Source organism: Yoonia maricola (assembly GCF_002797915.1).
Lineage (GTDB): Bacteria > Pseudomonadota > Alphaproteobacteria > Rhodobacterales > Rhodobacteraceae > Yoonia > Yoonia maricola.
In genome coordinates this window covers 506,475-526,226 of the sequence record NZ_PGTY01000002.1, presented here as the reverse complement: position 1 = coordinate 526,226, position 19,752 = coordinate 506,475, and the positions used below count along the sequence as shown (strand labels likewise).

General features: G+C 54.6%; 15 protein-coding genes. 9 read left to right on the top strand and 6 right to left on the bottom strand.

What is annotated here, in order from left to right:
* The first annotated feature begins 41 nt into the window (after positions 1-41).
* From BC777_RS12755 to BC777_RS12720, 8 genes are all read left to right on the top strand, one after another.
* On the top strand, positions 42-869 hold the full coding sequence (locus tag BC777_RS12755) for an FHA domain-containing protein (protein WP_100368547.1): 828 nt from the start codon (positions 42-44) through the stop codon (positions 867-869).
* Positions 853-1,950, top strand: a complete 1,098-nt coding sequence (locus BC777_RS12750) for a PP2C family protein-serine/threonine phosphatase (protein ID WP_100368546.1) — start codon at positions 853-855, stop codon at positions 1,948-1,950. The genes BC777_RS12755 and BC777_RS12750 overlap by 17 nt, the downstream gene beginning before the upstream one ends.
* Entirely contained in the window at positions 1,950-3,383 is a 1,434-nt protein-coding gene (locus tag BC777_RS12745) for a hypothetical protein (protein ID WP_100368545.1), read from the top strand. Before BC777_RS12750 ends, BC777_RS12745 begins: the two co-directional genes overlap by 1 nt.
* Before the next feature lie 160 nt (positions 3,384-3,543).
* Positions 3,544-5,631, top strand: coding sequence for a dynamin family protein (locus tag BC777_RS12740; RefSeq protein WP_100368544.1), 2,088 nt, complete (start codon positions 3,544-3,546; stop codon positions 5,629-5,631).
* Entirely contained in the window at positions 5,628-6,515 is an 888-nt protein-coding gene (locus BC777_RS12735; RefSeq protein WP_100368543.1) for a dynamin family protein, read from the top strand. Before BC777_RS12740 ends, BC777_RS12735 begins: the two co-directional genes overlap by 4 nt.
* Before the next feature lie 82 nt (positions 6,516-6,597).
* Positions 6,598-6,960 (top strand): hypothetical protein, encoded by a 363-nt coding sequence (locus BC777_RS12730; RefSeq protein ID WP_100368542.1) that lies wholly within the window; start codon positions 6,598-6,600, stop codon positions 6,958-6,960.
* A 31-nt stretch (positions 6,961-6,991) separates the two neighbouring features.
* Complete coding sequence (locus BC777_RS12725) at positions 6,992-7,765, top strand: hypothetical protein (protein WP_100368541.1); 774 nt, start codon at positions 6,992-6,994, stop codon at positions 7,763-7,765.
* Positions 7,765-8,691, top strand: a complete 927-nt coding sequence (locus BC777_RS12720) for an alpha/beta fold hydrolase (RefSeq protein WP_100368540.1) — start codon at positions 7,765-7,767, stop codon at positions 8,689-8,691. The genes BC777_RS12725 and BC777_RS12720 overlap by 1 nt, the downstream gene beginning before the upstream one ends.
* On the opposite strand, the gene BC777_RS12715 is transcribed toward BC777_RS12720, so the two are convergent.
* Together BC777_RS12715 and BC777_RS12710 are read right to left on the bottom strand one after the other, a co-directional pair.
* Positions 8,688-9,587 (bottom strand): NAD(P)-dependent oxidoreductase, encoded by a 900-nt coding sequence (locus BC777_RS12715; protein ID WP_100368539.1) that lies wholly within the window; start codon positions 9,585-9,587, stop codon positions 8,688-8,690. The two genes, BC777_RS12720 and BC777_RS12715, sit on opposite strands and share 4 nt — an antisense overlap.
* Before the next feature lie 9 nt (positions 9,588-9,596).
* Complete coding sequence (locus BC777_RS12710; RefSeq protein ID WP_211095376.1) at positions 9,597-11,135, bottom strand: trimethylamine methyltransferase family protein; 1,539 nt, start codon at positions 11,133-11,135, stop codon at positions 9,597-9,599.
* A gap of 109 nt (positions 11,136-11,244) precedes the next feature.
* On the opposite strand from BC777_RS12710, the gene BC777_RS12705 reads away from it, so the two are divergent.
* On the top strand, positions 11,245-12,135 hold the full coding sequence (locus tag BC777_RS12705; protein ID WP_100368537.1) for a LysR family transcriptional regulator: 891 nt from the start codon (positions 11,245-11,247) through the stop codon (positions 12,133-12,135).
* A 462-nt stretch (positions 12,136-12,597) separates the two neighbouring features.
* On the opposite strand, the gene BC777_RS12700 is transcribed toward BC777_RS12705, so the two are convergent.
* From BC777_RS12700 to BC777_RS12685, 4 genes are all read right to left on the bottom strand, one after another.
* The gene (locus BC777_RS12700; RefSeq protein WP_100368536.1) at positions 12,598-13,200 is read right to left on the bottom strand and encodes a biliverdin-producing heme oxygenase; all 603 of its coding nucleotides are present in this window, start codon (positions 13,198-13,200) and stop codon (positions 12,598-12,600) included.
* A complete protein-coding gene (locus tag BC777_RS12695; RefSeq protein WP_100368535.1) occupies positions 13,187-16,069 on the bottom strand; it encodes a bifunctional diguanylate cyclase/phosphodiesterase in 2,883 nt (960 codons plus the stop codon). Before BC777_RS12695 ends, BC777_RS12700 begins: the two co-directional genes overlap by 14 nt.
* Before the next feature lie 181 nt (positions 16,070-16,250).
* Positions 16,251-18,674 carry a GcvT family protein gene (locus BC777_RS12690; RefSeq protein WP_100368534.1) on the bottom strand — a complete coding sequence of 808 codons (2,424 nt, stop codon included), beginning with the start codon at positions 18,672-18,674 and terminating at the stop codon, positions 16,251-16,253.
* Positions 18,675-18,781: 107 nt separating this feature from the next.
* Positions 18,782-19,744 carry a GlxA family transcriptional regulator gene (locus BC777_RS12685; protein WP_100368533.1) on the bottom strand — a complete coding sequence of 321 codons (963 nt, stop codon included), beginning with the start codon at positions 19,742-19,744 and terminating at the stop codon, positions 18,782-18,784.
* Positions 19,745-19,752: the final 8 nt, after the last annotated feature.

The window sequence follows — 19,752 nt, the reverse complement described above, 5'->3', positions numbered from 1 at the left end:
GGTTGGGCGGCTGGCGTTATGTAAATAGGAAGGTAGCTAAGATGAAATTCATTCGTGATCTGCTTGGTAAAAAACGCAATGAAGAACCGCCGCGGACAGCGCCGCCGATGGACTCTCTTGAGCAATCCTATCGTGACACGATCGGATCGATGGTCGACGAAACCGTGCCGTTGGATGAACAACCAACGCCAAGCGACGTCTTGACCAAAGAAGTGCGGATCGTAAGCGCCAGCGCTGAGCCAAAACCGACAGAGGCGGCTGCCGTTAATATCTGGGATTTGGAAGATGACGGAACAGCGTCCGCCTTGCCAGAACCAACAGCAACGCCTGCAGCACCGGCTGCCGAACACGCAGTGGCGTCTGCCGCAGCAGCACGGTCTCCGGCACGGTCGCGTCGTACAAAAACGCGCTTGATCGGGTTTGATAAATCTGACGGTGATGTGGTGGATCTTTTCAATGATGCCCCAAAGGCAGCACCGACACGGAGCGTGAAGTTCCCTGTTGGCTGGCTTGTTGTCGCAGAAGGTCCCGGACGCGGCGAAAGCTTTCCTTTGCTGGCCGGCATGTCACAGATTGGGCGCGGCGAAGATCAGGCGGTTCAGCTTGATTTCGGCGACAATTCGATCTCGCGTACCAACCATGCAGCAATTGTCTTTGATGCCGATACCAAGGAGTTCTTGCTTGGTCATGGCGGCAAATCGAACATTGTGCGTCTGAACGACAAACCGCTGATCAGCAATGAAACGCTGAAGTCCGGTGATAGCATCCGCATCGGTGAAACTGTTTTGCGCTTTGCAGCGCTTTGCGGCAAGTCATTCAACTGGTCGGACGGTACGACCGAGGAGGACGAAGATGTGGCGATCGCCTGAACCACGTTTTGACGTCGCATCTGCGATCTGTCAGGGCGGGCGTGACTATCAAGAGGACGCCATTGTCGCTGATTTTCCCTTTGGGGCAGATAGTGGCGTTGTCGTGCTTGCTGACGGAATGGGCGGCCATGCCGCTGGTGACGTTGCAAGTAAAATTGTCGTCACAGAAGTCTTTAGCGAACTCAAGTTCGAAAGCGCGAATTTCGCCGACTATGAGAACGAAATTCCACGTTTCCTGACTGAGTCTGCGTCAAACGCAAACCGCTATGTTCGCGATCACGTCAAATCGCACCCCGAAACCCGCGGCATGGGCGCGACACTTGTGTCTGTCGTTTTGGTTGAAAATCGGATGTATTGGATGTCGATCGGTGACAGCCCGCTTTATCATTACCGCGCCGGTACGATGAAGCAGCTGAACGAAGATCACTCCATGGCACCGCAGATTGATTTCATGGTGAAACAGGGTTTGCTTGATGAAGAAGCAGGCCGGAACCACCCTGACCGCAACTGCCTGACCTCTGTGATCCTGGGCGATCGTGTGGCCAAGTCGGATTGCCCCAAGACACCGTTTGAATTGCAGGTTGGCGATATCGTTGTCGTCTCCAGTGATGGTTTGCAATATTTGGAAGATCCCAAAATCCAAAAGATTCTGCACCGTTACCGCCGCAAGAAAGCAGCGGAAATTGCGGGCTATCTGCTTGAGGCGATTGAAACGCTGGCTGATCCCGATCAGGACAACTGCACATTTTCGGTGATCAAGTTGAACCACAACAAGCCGGTTATCCGCGCGATCCGCGCGAAACCAATTGGCCATGTTGATGCGCCAACGGCGAACGTGACCCGTGTGGTCGAGCTGGACGATGTGGAAAAGGCACCTGAAAAGGAAAAAACGCCTGAAAAAGTCGATGATCCTGCTGAAAAGCTTGAGCCAATAGCACCCGCTGCAGCCAATACATCGGAGCCTACGATGATCAAAGAGGTCAAGCCGCTCCAGAAAATTGAGCTGAACGATGACATTGAAATGACAGAGGAGGTTGATGCGGCTGAGCCGCCGGCTAAGATTGCCGCCGGAGGTAAGTGATGTCGAATCAATCGCTGGGGAACCGGGTCCAGACGGATCTTGAGCAGGCCGTTCAAAGCGGCCTGCTTCCTGATTCTGTACAGCCGAAAGCGGAACAGCTTTTGGCGCGCCTGCAAAAACCCGTACGTCTGGGCTTATTGGGTATGCCCGCTTCAGGGAAATCCACGCTGCTGAATCTGCTGGTTGGCCATGATGTCATCCCGCAAGGTTTGCGACTGCCGACACTGCAAGTGTCATATGGCGCAGCTGAAAAATCTGTCTGTACATTGCCTGATGGATCAAAGACCGCATTGGATCATGTCGATGTGACAGAGATTGCGGCCCTGTCGCCGGTTTTTGTGGAAATGCGAATGCCACTACCCGCATTGCGTAAAATTTCGGTTCTTGAAGTCGTTGCACCCAATGATCCCAATGCCGTGCATCGCGCGTCGCAATGGGCCGCTAAACGCTGCGACGTGACCCTATGGGCAACCCGCGGTTTTAACGACACCGAGCAACGGATTTGGAGCACAATGCCTGATCTGACCAAGGATCACGCCTTCTGCATGATCACGCGCGCGGATTTCCTCAAGACTGAAGGTATGCTGGAAACGACCGTTGGTGCGGTCAAGCTGGCTGCAAAGGATGACTTTGCCGAAGTGCTGCCTATTGCCACGACCCAAGCCATCACAGCACGTCGCGCTGACGGCACCGTCGATAAAGTGGCAATGCGCGACAGCGGTGGGTCTGCGCTTATCTCTGCCGTGTTGAAGCAGGTGGAACGCGGGCGTCAGTCAGCAGTGGATATGGCTGATGTGCTGTTGCACCAACATGCTGACATCTTGGCACAAGCGCCCAAGCAAACCGCCCCCAAGGCACCTGAACCTCAAGAGGCGATCCCACCAAAGCCCGCTCCAGAAGTGGCTGTCAAACAAGAAGAGCCTGCAGCAAAAGAGACACCCGCCCCAGCCCCGGCAGAGCCGGAAACACCGGCAGAGGCCAAACCCGCCGCTCAAGACGCGATTTCGCGTCTACGCGAACTTGCGGCGCGCAAAAACATCTCCCGCGATGCAGCCGCAAAACCAGATACCGCGGCAGCACAGAAAAAGGTAGTGCCGGCGCTGAAACCTGCGACGCGCGACGCCTACACCCATGTGATCACCTATATCGAGGATCGGGGTGCAGAACTTTCGGCGGTGTTGGAGGAACAGGGAGACGATGGACCTGCGGAAGTGATTTCCATGACATCTGATCATATTCAATGGCTGTGCGACTACCTGAACGAAAACGGTGACGATGCCGACCAATCATTGCAGCGCATGCGCGACACTGCATTTGATGCAGCAGATATGGTACAACTGATGCAAATGGAAAAGAGCGACGATGTCGCACTTGAAGCGGTGAGCCTTATGCTCCAGATAAAGCGAGAGCTGCAGGTAGACCTGGCGGCATAACGTGCCGTTACTCTTGTAGAAATTTTAGCGAATACGCCATATTTTTGCCGTGCTGGTCTGTTTCCGTTATGGCAATAAAGATGGTGTTATTCTTGCTATTTGGCTGCACTTGAAACAGGTGTTAATGCTGGTGCGAAGAATTTGCTGAGGACAAGTTAAGATGAAGATGGAAGAGGTCGCAAATGAGGATGGTTTGGCCGTCCCCCCCAAGCAGCTGCCCTTCATGCGACTTGGTTTGGAAAAGCTGGACACTTTTCATGATGAAGTCGTCGATTTAGAGGCAACTCTTGCTGATGTCGTGAAACTTGGTGGACAAGATGCTGAGAAAAAAGCATCCAGACTTATCAAGCAGTTACGTGCGTTCGAACCCAGCATTACGATGATTGGTCAGATCAAATCGGGCAAGACATCGCTGGTGAACGCGATGGTCGGGCGTCCTGATCTGCTGCCTGCGGATGTGAACCCATGGACCTCTGTTGTGACGTCGCTTCACCTCAACGCGCCGCTGCCCGACGATGCCCCAACAGCGACATTTCAGTTCTTCAGCCAAGGCGAATGGGACCATTTGGTGGAGAATGGTGGCCGAATCGGCGAACTGTCTGAACGAGCGGGCGCCGATGATGAGTTGGAAAAGGTGCGGCTACAAATCGCCGAGATGCGCGAAAAGACGAAACAGCGCCTCGGCCGCAAGTTTGAATTGTTGCTTGGGCAGAAACACAACTACGCTGAACTGAGCGATGAGTTGGTCCAGCGCTACGTCTGCATGGGCGACGATTTTGAAGATATGGAAGAGGAAGACCAGCAAGGTCAATTCGCCGATATCACCAAATCCGCCGACCTATATCTGTCAGCCGACAAAATCCCGATGCCGCTTTGCCTGCGTGATACGCCCGGCGTGAATGACACGTTCATGATGCGCGAGCAGATCACGATCAACGCGCTACGTGACAGCCGCATCTGCGTGGTTGTTCTGTCGGCGCATCAGGCGCTCAGCTCAATGGATATGGGCCTGATCCGCCTGATTTCGAACGTGAAGGCGCGTGAAGTCGTGATCTTTGTCAACCGCATCGACGAATTGTCGAACCCGGGCGAACAGGTTCCCGAAATTCGCGATAGCATCCTGCAAACGCTGGCTGACAATAACGGCCCTGAAAATCCGCAGGTCATTTTCGGCAGCGCCTATTGGGCTAATATTGCCTTGTCCGAAGATCTCGACGATATCGTCGCCGACAGTGCTGAGGCGATGTTCAACTGGGCCGAGGCCGCGCTAAGCGCTGAAACTGCGGGCATGGGCACACAAGAACTGGTCTGGCATCTGTCTGGCGTCCCTGAACTGTATCGCGCCCTGTCCGAACGTATCGCGGAAGGCCCCGGCGCGGAAATTCTGGCAGCGTCCCGCAAGCGTGCCTTGAACCTTGTCGGTGGTGTACGCGCATCAAATGCGGTCGTCTCCATGCGTTTGGATGGTGACACAGTCGATGTGATGTCCGCTGATAAACTGTCAGCGCATCTGCATGAGTTGGAAGCAGAAAGCCTAAAAACACTTGATGAGCGTCTTGATATCGCCTTCCAACAATTTGGATCACGCGTTGATCAATCGCACAAACGCTTCCTTGATCGCGCATTGGAATCCTTGTTGCAGCATTTGGAAACCAACGGCGAAGAAGAGATTTGGCAATACAGCCCCGATGGCCTGCGCATGTTGTTGCGCACCAGCTATCAGGTGATGCGCCGCAATGTGACGGCAGCCTGCCAAGAGGTCTATGGCACGGCCGCCGGTGATCTGGCGAATACATACCGCTCTGCCTTTGGCGTGGATGTTGAAAACTTTACCATCGCCGCCCCTGCCGCGCCTGAAGTGCCCGCACCTGTTTCACTTGGCCAGACAATCGCACTGGACCTGCAGACATCCTGGTGGAAAGGCTGGTGGAAGCGCCGCAAAGGCTATCGTGCCTTCGCAAGCGGTTTCTATGATCTGATCGAGGCGGAAACAGCACCGATTGTTGACGAACTCAAGGTCCGTCAAGCTGATGATATCCGCGCCCGCGCCCAGACAGAGCTGCGTGAATTCCACGCAGAGCAGCGCGCCATTCTTGAAGATATCAGCAGTAAATCAGAGATCGCCATTGACGATTTGGAAGATATTTTCGGTATTACTGCCCAGCAAGAACGCGATGAGCTTTTTGATTATATCTTTGAAGAGCTGAGCGATGGCGAACCAGTACTAGCGGTGGGAATGGATAAATGAGTGTAGTTGAACCAACATCAAGCGCACGCCGCAAACCACGTATCGCCCTGATGGGCGAGTTCAGCGCGGGCAAAAGCACATTGTCCAACCTTTTGATGGGCCAACGCCCATTGCCTGAAAAAGTGACAGCGACCCGTTTGTCACCGGTCTGGATTTCAAACGGCACCCGTGCGCCTTACCGCGTTGATGTTGATGGTACGACAGAACCTGTCGATATCGAAAACCTTGAAGGTATCCCGGTTGAGCAGACCCGCAACATCCGCCTGTTTCTTGAATGCGATATTCTGGAGGTCTGTGACCTGATCGACTTTCCCGGTATTTCTGACCCCAACATGTCACCCGCCGTATGGGAACGTATGCTGCCGGAGGTTGACGCCGTGATCTGGTGCACACATGCCACGCAGGCCTGGCGCCAATCCGAAGCCGCTGTCTGGGATGATATGCCCCAAGCTGTGCGCGAGAATTCAACTTTGTTGATCACGCGCTTTGACAAGCTGACCAACGAGAAGGACCGCAACCGCGTTGTCAAACGCGTGACCCGCGAAACCCAAGGACAGTTCGGCGGAATATTTCCGGTATCTCTCTTGCAGGCGATCCAGGCTGGTGATGATTATGATAAGTGGGAACGCAGCGGTGCCGGACCATTTACATCACATCTGATTGACGTGATTGAAAAACTAACCGCGCTAACGGCCCGCACGGAACTGCCGCTTTATAACGTCGATAGCTTAAGCGATATTCCCCAACCGGTTGCCAAAACTGTCAGCCCGCGCCGCATACAACGCTCACCTGACGCCGTACGGCCTGCCCGCGAACGCACGCGCATCGAAACCCCTGAAGATCCATCTGCATCCATCGCTGACCCTGTTTTGCGTTCGTCTTGACGCCAAACGGCGTTTGCAGGTCTTTCACAAGACGCGCAATTGCCGTAGTCATATCACGACATAGTTCAAATGCGGGCGGCTAATGGTAGTTGATGAGTTGGATGCACTGCTGGAAAAGTTCGAGGGCTGCACCGCACTGGCCTTTGCAGACCTGTCCACAAAGATGATCCTTGTAACTGACTCCGGTTCAAATTTGCGACGCGAGGCGCTCGATGCGCTCTGCGCCGAAGCTGCGGTTTTGTTAAGTGCAGACGGAACACCCGTTTTGGCTGATAAACCAAGCGATATGGCCTCTGTCACCAGCCCATCGCAATTGCGCGTGTTCCTGCGCGCGCAACAGGAGCCCAACGATGTGCTGTGTTGTATTTGTAGTGCGGAATTAGACGCTGACGCCTTTGTTGCTGATGCAGGCGCGTGTCTTGACCGCATCAGTGGCAACGAATGAAAAGAAGTAACGGAAAGCTGGAAACAGGCGAATGAGCGAACAAACCGCTTTGGCACAAAAGATCGCGATGCTGACAGCCCCCGACAGCATCGATCAAACTGGCGCGCGCCTTATTTCCGTAGGCCGCGACCCTGAACCGCTGACTGCTATCCTGCGCGAAGTGGATGACACTGTTCTGGAGCGGTCTTTGGCATTTGTCTGTGGTGATACCACCGTCACAATTGTTGCCGCCGGGCGCCGTTTGCGCGGCATCGCCAGCGTAACACCGGCCAAGGATGCTGACATCATCGGGCAGGTGATTTCACGCGACGACCCTGACGGCGTGCAGGCTGCGTTCGATCTTTTGCAAGAACTCTGCGGTACAGCTGATCGCCTGACGGTGCGCAGCTTGCCACCCGAACCCTTTGGCAAAGGCGGTGAACGCGGGATCTCTGCCACCGGGCTGACAGAGCTTTGGGGTGTGACGATGGAAGTCATCCCCAAACCCCCGATGGAGAAATTCCTGAGCACGAATGCGACGGCGTTCCTGTCTGTCTTGCATATACGCGACGGCAAGATCGTCTCAACCGCGGGCAATTTCAAAGCACTACAAACAATCTGGAAGTCTCAGGTCGATACATTCCGCAAAGCCCACGCCAAAATGGTACGCGGCGAAGAAAAAGCGCAGCTTGTCTGTTTTGAAGGTGCCTTTGATGACGGATCTTCTGCAGCAATGGCGCTTTATGAAAACGAAGTCGTCCTGGTTGCCTATCAGGCAAAGCAATATGGCGAAATACAGTCGTCCTGGCAGCGTATTTTCACCTGATGCATCCCGTCGCTGCATCTGCGACGGTCGCCGCCTCATTCTTCGATGGGTTCGAGGAGCGCTACCTAGACACCGTCGAAGGCCGCGTCTTTTACCGGATCGCCGGGGATGGACCACCGCTTGTGTTGTTACATGGCTATCCACAAACCTCTGCCATGTGGCATGCCGTGGCCCCGGTTTTGGCGCAACACTATCAGGTGATCTGCCCTGATTTGCGCGGCTATGGCCGATCATTCAAGCCAGAGACGGATGCAAAGCATGGTCCATATTCCAAACGGGCCATGGCTCAGGATGTCTTGGCCCTTCTGGATCAATTGGGTCATGACCGTTTTCTGGTCGGCGCGCATGACCGCGGCGCGCGCGTGGCGCATCGGCTGGCGGCAGATCACCCTGAGCGGGTGATTGCCCTCTCTACCCTCGATATCGCCCCAACCCGCGAGATGTACCGCGAGGCTGACAGCGGCTTTGCCCATACCTATTGGCATTGGTATTGGCTAACCTTGCCGCATCCGTTTCCCGAACGTCTGATCGGTGCGGACCCTGCGTTTTATTGGCTGAGCAAATGCGGGGCGGGTAAGGCTGGTTTATCGCCATTCGTGCAGCAAGCGCTGGATGAGTATCTGACCTATTTCGCGAAACCGGATACGATTCATGGTGCATGTGAGGATTACCGTGCCGCCGCCACAATTGACATCGCGCACGACGATGCGGACCCATCAAAGCTGGCTATGCCTTTGCTTGCCCTTTGGGGCAAAGACGGCGCAATTGAAGCGCACTTTGATTGTCTGGCACTTTGGAAAGAACGTGCGGCAGATGTGCGTGGATGGGCGTTGCCCGGCGGGCACTACTTGACAGAACAGCATCCTGAGAAGGTGCTGGACGCTTGGCTGCCGTTCTTTGCCCAAGCCTCGGTCAACAGGGCCTAGGTCAGCCGCGCAGGGAAACCTTCTGCCCGCAGATCAGTATCCAGCAAATCCTCAAGCAGCTTTACGATCATTGGCGACTCCGCATCGCCACCATAGGCAGCGCGTGCGGCCAAATAAGTCTGCTCAGTCACGGCGGCCAGTTCCAGTGGCACTTCGAATTCCCGCCCGAAGCCCATCGCAAAACCAAGGTCCTTCAGCGCCAGATCAATATTGAACGCCACGTCATATGACCCGTTCAAGACTAGCGCGCCCTCGGTTTCATGGACAAAGGACGTGCCCGATGACGCTTTGATCGCATGCCACGCCTGGCCCAGATCAAGCCCACCACGTTTGGCCAGCATCAAAGCTTCGCCGCAAGCTTTCAGGTGGATGAAAGCCAGCATGTTGGTGATCACTTTGATGATGGATGCGGACCCCAGCGGACCCATGTGAAACACCTGATTACCCATCGCCTGAAGTGCGGGCAGATGCATGTCAAACATATCCTTATCGCCTCCTGCCAACATCGTGATGTTACCTTGCGCAGCAAGGTGGACACCACCAGTGACAGGCAGTTCCATCATGCGCACGTCATGTATGGAGGCCGTTTTGGCAAATGCCAGCACCTCTTCCCTGCCCAAGGTCGACATCTCGATCCAATGGGCATCTGCGCGCATGGCAGGAAGCATTTCAGCAGATACGACTTTGGACACAGCGGGCGATGGCAGGCAAGTGATCACATGATCAACGCTGGCGGCCAATTCCGCCTGGCTGTCTGCCCATTTGGCACCTAAGGCGATTGCTTCTGCCGCCGCCTCTTTGTTGATATCGGTGACCGTTACATCCATGCCCGCGCGCAACAGACAGGCCGCACAATTCGCCCCCAGATTGCCTTGGCCGATATATCCGTAGTGCATGGGGTATTCCTATTCGAAGTAGATATTGTAATCCTTGCGGATCGCCGCATCAAATTCAGGATCAAACTTAATCTGCGCCTTGTCGAGGATTTCGTTCTTTCGCTTGATCGCTTCATCCAACAACATTGGGCGATCAGCCTCATTCCATTCCTTTGGACTCATCCGATTGCCTAAGGTCGGGTAGATATATTCCGTTTGCATCAACTTCAGGGTTTGGTCAGAGCCAAGATAGTGACCGGGGCCACCCAGGCAGACCGCTTTCATCGCTTCAATTGATGTGCTGTCCTCGGTCACGTCGATTCCGCGTACGGTGCGCAACACCTGACCGATGACATCGTCGCCCAAGACCAGCGATTCCATGCAAAAGCCCAAAAGCGACGCATGCATGCCAACAGCCTCGTAAGCCATGTTGAGGCCAGACAAGCCCGCCAGCACATTTGTGATCCCGGTTTCCCAACCCGCCTGCATATCAGGCAGTTTGGCATCCGATATCCCGGCAGCCGCCCCGCCCGGAATATCGTAGAAACGGTGCATCTGGGCACAGCCCGCTGTCAACAAAGCCTGCTCTGCAGAGCCACCTGACATAGCCCCCGTCCGCAGGTCAGATACAAATGGCCATGTGCCAAAGACCGCCGGATGGCCGGGCGCAATAGCGTTCACATAAACAACACCTGCGAGGCATTCTGCCACCGCCTGCACAATCGCGAGCGCAATGGGCGCTGGGGCCGTCGCCCCCGCTTGGCCAGCCGACAACAAGAGAACGGGCATCCCGGCAGCGATGCAAAGCTCCATCGCACGGCAGCTTTCCTCTGCAAACTTCATGGGGGGTACAACAAAGCAATTTGTGTTCGACACGAAAGGACGCGCGCGCCAAGCGGCTTCTCCCCCTGCAATACGGTGCAGCAGTTCTACGCCGGGGCCAACGTGACCGGGATCGTCAAAGGACGTGCCGATATGTTTGGTCGTGCCGGCACAACAGGCGTAAATCGTGTTCAGATCCATTTCGAGGTTATCTGAGACGTCCCGCGCAACCAACGCACGCTGAAAGAAGTGCACATTATCAAGCGCATGGGTGATCTTGGCCGCATCGTGCAGGTCTTGCGCTGTACTGTCGCGATATGTGTTGGTTTCAAGGTCAACCACATGCACAGCCGCCCCCGCCGTACCAAAGTGCACGTTCGATCCTGTGAGATGCAGATCATATTTTGCCTCACGCCCGCAAAGCGTGATGTTGCGCGCGGCCTTGGCCAGCATGTCTTCGACAAGCGCGCGGGGAAAGCGCATGCGGCCATCATCACCCAAGACTGCACCAGCCCTTGTCAAAATTGCGACGCCGGACGGCGGTGCCTGCGACAGGCCGATCTGTTCCAGCGCATCAAGGGCGGCGTGATGAATACGCAAAACTTCCGCATCGCTGAGGGGTTTGAACTTGCCGCCCGGCAGACCCGCTCGCACAGGCCGTTTGTCTTCGGCCAACGGCGCGCTGCGCAGTGCGACGCGGGCGGCACGGCCACCGCTGCGCCTTACTTTTGTTTTTGTATCTGTCATCAACATCCCTCCCAGTAACAAATGAAGTATTGAGGCAGTTATGACGGTGTTCAATCTGGCGATCCGGTCATTATTGATCGAAAATACCGATTAGGGCAGTATCGTCGCTATGCAGATTGAACTGATCGACACGTTTCTGGACCTTTGCGAAACCCAAAGCTTTAACCAGACAGCAGAGCGGCTTGGCATCACACAATCCACGGTATCGGGCCGGATCAAGACGCTGGAGCGGATCGTTGGCGTCAGGCTTTTCCTGCGCTCCCGTTCGGGGACAGCGCTGACGACCGAAGGGCTCCGGTTTGAACCACATGCCCGAAGCTTGCGGCATGATTGGGTGACCGCACTGAATGCAGCGCGCGATACGGCAATGACCGGTGTCACCATACGCATTGGCCTGCAGCATGATTTGGTGGGGCTGGAGATCAAACGGCTGATTGGACGTCTGCGGGATATCTTACCCGATACAGCATTTCTGTTTGAGGCGGATTATTCCGGCCAGATCTGTGCTGATCTGGTGTCGGGGCAACAAGACATTGCCGTGCTATATTCCCCAATCATTCAGCCCGATCTTCACTTTGAGACATTGGGAGAGGTGCATTATGTGATGGTATCCTCTGAATCCGATAGTTTGGAGGAGATCGACAAGCAAAGCTATATCCTGGCGAATTACTCGGCCAGTTTTGCGCACGCACATGCGGCACTACTGCCAGAATTTCGGCATGTCTCTTTGTCGATTGGACAAAATGCAGCGATGGTCGATCTGCTGACATCACTTTCGGGATCAGCTTATGTGCTGGCGCATTCGGCGCAAGCATTGGTGGCTTCGGGCATCTGCCAAATCGTGCAAGACGCGCCAGCGATCAGCCAACCGGTGTTTGTCGGAATGAACGTACGGAACCGGCACAGAGCGGCCTATCGTAAGCTAACCCGCGCATTGCACGACCAATATGGTGCAGAAACATCCGCGCCCCGTGTGCGAACGAAGGCCAGTCATGTTTAGGGAAGACAATACAAAAATCACAATGAATTGTCGAAACATGCGTCATCATTGCGGTAGGGTTAAAATAATTTGGTTGCGGGGGGTGCTCAAATTTCAACTTGTGCCATCATTCGTCTGATTTTGCACTTCTACAAAGACTACCTGCGGCGGCAAAGAGCGGCTTATTTCGAACTGCAGGATAACAGTTTCTCTTGCAGATACGAACCGTCATGACACCATGAAAATAGCCACTTTTCGCTGCAAAGGCGGCTCGGTCGAACGCTCACGGACCAGCCAGCGTCCCGATCACGGCGATATGTTTTCCCTGCACCGCGCAACGTATCGAATGACCAAGGGTCGATATTCCACCCATTTCAATGCCGCGATCTACGCCACGGCTGTGTGTCAAATCTTGAACCTGCTTGGGCCGGTGCTTTACAATTGCGCCAATATCCGTTGTTGGTGGTATTGTACTAGCAAAAACTATGTGTTGACGACGGCGTCCGCTGGAAGCATCGCAGCGCCGAATGCGGAAAATGTCGTTTCTGCGCCATATATCACGTCATAATATTCTTGCTTCTGGGTACTCACTGTTTCGATTATGGATAGCAAGAAAGACCAGCGATCATGTACGAGCGCATTGCCGAAGAACTTGTGACGGCGCGTGGGCAATGCAATTTTGATATTTTTATGGATGACCCGCGCACCAAACCGAGACCCAAAGAGAACGTACAACATGCCAATTGCTTGGGAGCGGTTCTCAAGCGAAAGACCTTCGTATGGACAAACATCTTTGTCGCCCTGCAAGTCATCATTCAACCAAGTCAGCTCTGGCGCTAATGAAAGTTCGGTCGAGATTTGTAACTGTTTCCTGAGACGCTCTGCCGTTTCGTAGAAGGCGAGATGGCACAGCAGAATGTTTGTGTATTCTTCCTCACCCAGATCAGTGGACATCAATCGACCCAGAACAGGATGCTCATGCAATTCTTCATGCAATGAACGGGTTGCGGCAGCAATACGCGCCCGCACGCTGGGCGGTTTAAGCTTCGTTGTATCCGCAAGGTATGGCTTTTCAAGCAGCTGCAAAATGCGTCCTTTCGACGTTGGCAGCTGGTTGCGGCTTGCCAAAATAGAAACCCTGAATGCGGTCGCAGTCGAGTTCAGAGAGAATTTTGACCTGTTCTTCAGTTTCAACGCCCTCCGCAAGCGCTTGAATACCCAAGGTCTGGCCAATTCCGATGACGGATTTGACGATATTGCGGGCCGCCTTGTCATTTGCGATTGGATCAATCAGTCGCTTGTCAATCTTAAACCGGTCGGGCTGAACCTTCAGCACCGCAAGGATAGACGTGCGACCAGCGCCAAAGTCATCTATCTCAATGCCAACGCCCGTCTTACGCAGATCATCCAGAGTCTCAGAGATTTGCATGTCACCGTCGTCCAGATCAATGGACTCCAAAAGCTCTAATGTGACGTATTTTGCCCGATCCCCGATCTTGTGAAGATCATTGATGAGTTCTTTCGACTGAAGCCGATCAAATGAGACGTTCACCGAGATCGGCACCAACCCACCATGCTGTGTGCGCCACCCCAGCTGCAAATCAAGAGCGTTGCGCAGCATTGCCCGGTCGATCTCTCCAATTGCACCCATCCGCTCTGCCGTGTCGAGAAAGGTGCAGGGGGCCAGGATGCCGCGCGTTGGATGTTGCCACCTTGCAAGGACTTCATAACCGACCACCGACTGCGTCTGTGCATCCACTTGTGGCTGAAAATACGGAACGAACTCATTGCATGCGAGCGCAGTTTCAATTTGCTCTTCAAGATGTCGTCTGTTTTTGCTTTCATCTTCCATATCAGGCGAGAAGAATTCACAGACCCCGCGACCTCGTGCCTTTCCTGCGTAAAGCGCCATATCTGATCGCGCCAGGATGTCGCCGCTATCTTCCTGCCCGATGTCAAATGATGTCACGCCAAGTGTACAAGACACAGTTATTTCAGCCCCACCAACAAATAATGGCTCGCGCAGGCGCTCGTTAAACCCCCAACACAGGTCCTGAATATCCTCGTCCGAATACTCGCCCGGCATGATCAGCGCGAATTCATCCCCGCCAATGCGGGCAACTTGCCCTTTGCCTCTTGCCGCGACCTGCAGCAAATCGGCAATATGCTTGAGCACAGCATCACCTGCGAGATGGCCAAACGTATCATTGATCCGCTTGAAGTGGTCCACATCAATGTGACAAAGCCACATCGCATTTTGCCGTTGCGCCCGCGGCAATAGGCCCGCGAGGCGCTTTTCAAAACCACGCCGATTTTCGACCCCTGTCAGCTCATCATGATGCGCCTCGTGATTGGCACTCACTAGCGCATTGCGCATCTCAGCATTTGACTGGCGCAATTGTCGTTCGCGCAGTGCTTTGTGAAAAGACATTTCAATGTTGCGTAAACCTGATTGCAGACTGCGGCTCGCCTGCAAGACACCTTCATCCCAGACCTCTGAGCAGCCCTTGGTTTTTTCCAGATAGGCCGCAAAGGAATTGCGTGGGTGCATGGCGTCGGATGCCAAATCCAGATCGTCTGACTTTGCATTGGGGTTACCCGCCCAAATCTGGCGCTGGCAGATCGCATTTCGGAAAACCTTGAACCGCATCTTATTGTCCCAGGATGCTGCATGTAGCACACCACCAAAGGCCAAAGCAGCGGGCGGCAACTCCGTGCAAAAGCGGTGCAAGTCAGACGTTGCAATATAACTGCGGCCATGGATGTCTCGCCACGTTTTCGCAGCCTGATCGATTGGTGTGAGACATTCGGCCGGTGGCACGTCGCCCAGTATCCAGTTCGTTGTTTCAGACTCAAACTGCATCCCGTCAGCTTTCAGAAGCCTGAGAAAACCTGCGCGATTATCGGTGACAATTTGTGCCAGCTCATCTGGTGTCTCGGCATGTTCTGCCGCTTGCGAGACTTTCCTAAGCAGATCTTGCGCCGATGTATCAGCCAGTGATCTTTGCCGGTCCAGCAAGCGCGCCACATGGTTTGATGCAAGATCGGAAAGGACATGACAAAGGGTCAGTTTTTGAGGGGGAACCCGCATACGACCTGACAGGTGATGGCAAGAGATCAGTCCCCATAGCCGCTGCCGGACAAAGATCGCGATGGCAAGCGTTGCCTTCACCCCCATATTCGTGAGGTATTCTAGATGGACGGGCGATGTATAGCGAAATGCAGAACGCGATTGATTCACGACAAAGGGCGTGTCTTCGCGGGCCGTGGAAACGACAGGTTCAAGCGGTGCAGTCACTTCCATGACCTGTCGTACCTTGTTCAGTTGGAACAAATCTCTGGCTGGTTTGGGAATGTCACCTGATGGAAAGCGCAGACCCAGATAGCTGGGTATTTCCGCGTCAGAACGCGCCTCTGCAATCACTTCACCGTTCCAGTCGGGATCAAATCTGTAGATCATCGTGCGATCAAAACCCGTCAAGTTTTGGACCCCTTGCGCATGCGCATCGAAGTATCGTGGCGCATCATAGCTGTCTGACGTGGTCGCAGATTCATGTGCGCTCGTCAGCTCTTGCACACATTTCGCAAAGAAATAATTGGCGTTTTCATCCAGCGCCTCGTCTTCATCAACATAGGTCAGATCAATGCCGACATACTGGTCCGCTTCGAACATGCTGGCCCAGACAAATTCGCCATCGCGCAGCTGCAAAAACCGAGGCTCACCCAGCTTACCGGATCGTAGTTCCTTGGTAATGGTACGATGGTCATTTGGCAGAAACACGTCACCAAGATTTTGTGGATTGCTATAAGCCTTGTTTAGCTTTTCGTTACAAGCCACGAGCATCTGCGTGCTGGGATCAATGACGATCAAACCAGCGCCATGCTGAATAGCGCCCGCACGGTGAAGCACTGTTTGTTCACACACCAAGTTGTCTCTTGGGGCTTCTTTCATCATCAGCGCTCCTTTTGCAATCACACCAATTGATGACAAGCTTAAATAAATAATCGATGAATCTTGGGCAAAAAAACTGGTCAGGTTTTGTTCTGTTGGCCTTCAAGGTACCAGGCCCTCAAACCAATCTGTAGAGTGGTCACACAAAGGGTGTCCCCGGTTAGCCATACTCTGTTAAACGCGCCTAGTCTTTCGCGAAGAGTCTCTCGTTTTTAGGATCATAGACCGGGTCCGCGGCAACTGTTGCCTGGTAAAGTATCCGTAAAACCTGCACTTCAAGCGCGTCTCCCGGTGCGATGCCTGTCCCGTCAATCCAAGCGACAGCCAGCATCTTGCCTATGCGCCATCCCATACCGCCCGATGTGACATAACCAATCATCTGACCATCTCTTGATACTGGTTCTGTGCCCCAGCAAGGTGGCGCAGCAGGATCGACTTCTAACGTCACAAACCGTTTGGATGGGGGTTCTTTACGCTGCGCATCAACAGCTGCACGGCCGATGTAGTCCTTCGTCGTGGAACAAAATCGTCCCATTCCAGCTGCATGCGGTGTGACCTCAGTGGTGAGTTCGGAACCCCAACTACGGTATCCTTTTTCCAGACGGAGCATGCCCATCGCGCGCGCTCCCATCAAGACCAGCCCATGATCCGCACCTGCCGCCATGATTGCGTCAAAGAGCACCTTTTGAATTACCATCGGACAGTGCAATTCCCATCCCAGTTCGCCTGAGAACGAGATGCGTATCGCCTTACAGCGGATGCGGCCAATCTCAACATCTTTGGACGTCATAAATGGGAAGTCGTCAAAGGCGCCGTCGGAGAGCGCGTTTAGAAATGCACGCGACTTGGGCCCCGCGATGCCGAGAGCCGCGTAGTGGTCAGTGATATTGTCAATCTGCACATCGAAACCGCCCGCATGGCCCTCCATCCAGCGTTGATACAGCGCCACACCAAGGGTCGCACCGACGCAATAGAAACTTCCGTCACCGCTGTTTTCGATCGTGATATCACCGACGATGCCGCCACGCGCGTTCAACAAAAGCGAAAGAGCGACTTTCCCTGCATGGGGTGGGCATTTGGCGCTTCCCACATAGTTCAGGAACGCCTGCGCATCGTGGCCAGACACCCGAAACTTGCCGTAAGATGACATTTCGGACAGGCCACAGCCTGCCGTCATCAACTTAGCTTCGTTTCCAACATGCTCCCACCAGTTTGGGCGTTGAAAGCAAGGTGCGTCCTTTGGCTCTACGCCTTCGGGTGCGAACCAAAGTGGGCGTTCCCAACCATAGGCTTGCCCCATGACGGCCCCTTGAGCAATGAGATCAGCGTAGATTGGCGTCGTTTTCAAAGGCCGCCCAGTCGTGCGTTCGAGGGCGGGGTAGATTAGTTCGTACCGCAGAGGCAGGATTTCATGGGTCCGTTCGCGGGCGAATTCCTTGGTGGCCCAATCGCCAAAACGGGCGACGTCGATGAAATGCAAATCAAGCGCGCTCTCGCCCTCCAATATCCATTCGCTCATCGCCAGACCGATCCCGCCGCCCTGCGCAATTCCGCCAAGAAAGCCGCAGGCCACGAAAAAACCGGGAACTCCCGGCATGGGTCCGATCATTGGGCGACCGTCTGGGGCAAAGCTTATGGCGCCATTCACGCCCCGTTTGATTCCCGCGTGTTCCAGTGCTGGGATACGCTTGTAAATCGCGGCCAGACCGTCCGCCAGGCGATCCCAGTCGTCTTCGAACAATTCTTGTCCAAAGGACCACGGCGCGCGGCCCTTGGTCTCTTGCCAGGCCATCCGACAGTCTTGTTCCCAGGGGCCAAGCAGCAGACCTTGCCCTTCTTGCCGCAAATAGTACTGGCTGTCGCAATCACGGATCATCGGCAACTCATACCCAAGTGCTTTGACCTCGGGCATCGCCTCAGTCACCAAGTATTGGTGCTCCATATTCGTGATCGGCAGGCGCGTGCCGACCATTTCCGCCACTTCCGCCGCCCAAAACCCCGCGCAGTTGACGATGATCTCGCATTCAAAAACCTCCTCCCCGGCGGTGAGGCGCCAGTGCCCTGATGGAAGGCGTTTGATGCTGTCGACTTGGGAGTTACGCCGGATCGTTCCGCCGTATTTGCGCGCGCCTGCTGCAAGGCCCATCGTCACTGAATAGGGATCGACGTAGCCTTCGTCCGGATCCCACGCCCCGCCGACAAGATCGTCGACGTGCAACAGCGGATATTTTGTTTTGATCTCTGACGGTGTGACCAATTCATAGTCTAACCCAAGCCCACGAAACTTGCCCGCCAGATGTTTGAACTCTTCCATCCGTTCTTTGGTTTGCGCGAGAAAGAAGCCACCGACCACGTGACTGCCGACGTCCTGACCGACCTCTTTGGCGAGACCATCATAAAGCCGCAGGGAATAGGCCTGTAATGCAGACAGATTGGCATAAGCGGATTGTGTATGCACGTTTCCGGCGGCGTGCCATGTGGCCCCGGCCGTCAGATCCCGGCGTTCAAGAAGCATAGCGTCGGCCTCACCGGCCTTGGCCAGATGATAGAGCGTTGATGTACCGACAATCCCGCCGCCGATAATAATAATCCGCGCGTAGGTGGCCATATCGCATCCCTTACGTGTTACACCGCGTGGACGCCACGGTGGTAAAAACCAAGCTACCGCTGCCGCAAGATGATCGACGGGCCTAAATCGACATCAACAACATCGGATCACGACATTGAATGAGAACGCTTGTTGCGATCTTCGGTTGGAGTGGCGCCGAATATTCGGCGATAGGCCTTGGAAAACGTCGCTACTGCAAAACCGTAATCCGTCGCGATATCAACAACGGCGCGATGGCCTGCCAGAACCTCCTGTCGTGCTTCGTCCAAACGCATATCAAGGTAAACGACTTTTGGCGTCTTTCCGAACTCTGCTTTGAACAGCCGTTCCAACTGCCGCTGTGATGCCCCGACATGGCGGGCAATATCGCGAATAGGCACAACTTCATACAGGTTCTCCTCCATCATGCGGAGGGCTGCAAATACGGTTCTGTTCGGAGTCGTATAGCGCAGCGCGGCCGGAACAGGCTGTCTGACACGTCCGTCCCTAACACCATCGATCATCAACCGCGCGGCGACGTCTGCGATCAAGTCATCATGCGTATGTTGACCAATGAAGTCGAGCATCAAGTCTGCGGCAGCGCCGCCCCCGGAACTTGTGGGATGCTTGCCAGCAAGATGGAAAAGTGAGTTCGAGAGTTCAACACGAGGATGGTATTCTTTAAGATACGGGACGTCTTCCCAATGGGCCGAAACCTTGCAGTCATCCAATAATCCGGCCTGTGCCAGCCGGACGACCCCAGAGGAAAGCGCCCAGATTGCGTGACCTGCACGCGCCCAACGGCGTAAGCTTTTGATCAACCCGGGATTTGGGTTCCGATCTGCGCCAGCACCGGACACGATCACGAGAATGGCCTGCTTTGGAAGCTCGTTTATTGCGCAGTTGGGCAGAACCTCGATCCCGTTTGAAGCGGCAGTCGCACAATCGTTCAAGGACGCAACACTATAGGATAGCGCTTTCGATGCGCCTAACTTGCGCGCAACACGGACCACTTCGACCGCCGAGGAAAACGCCTGCATCGTAAAGCCGGTTTCGATCACAAAGACGAAATGAATGTCCTGCACTTTCATGCCAAGAA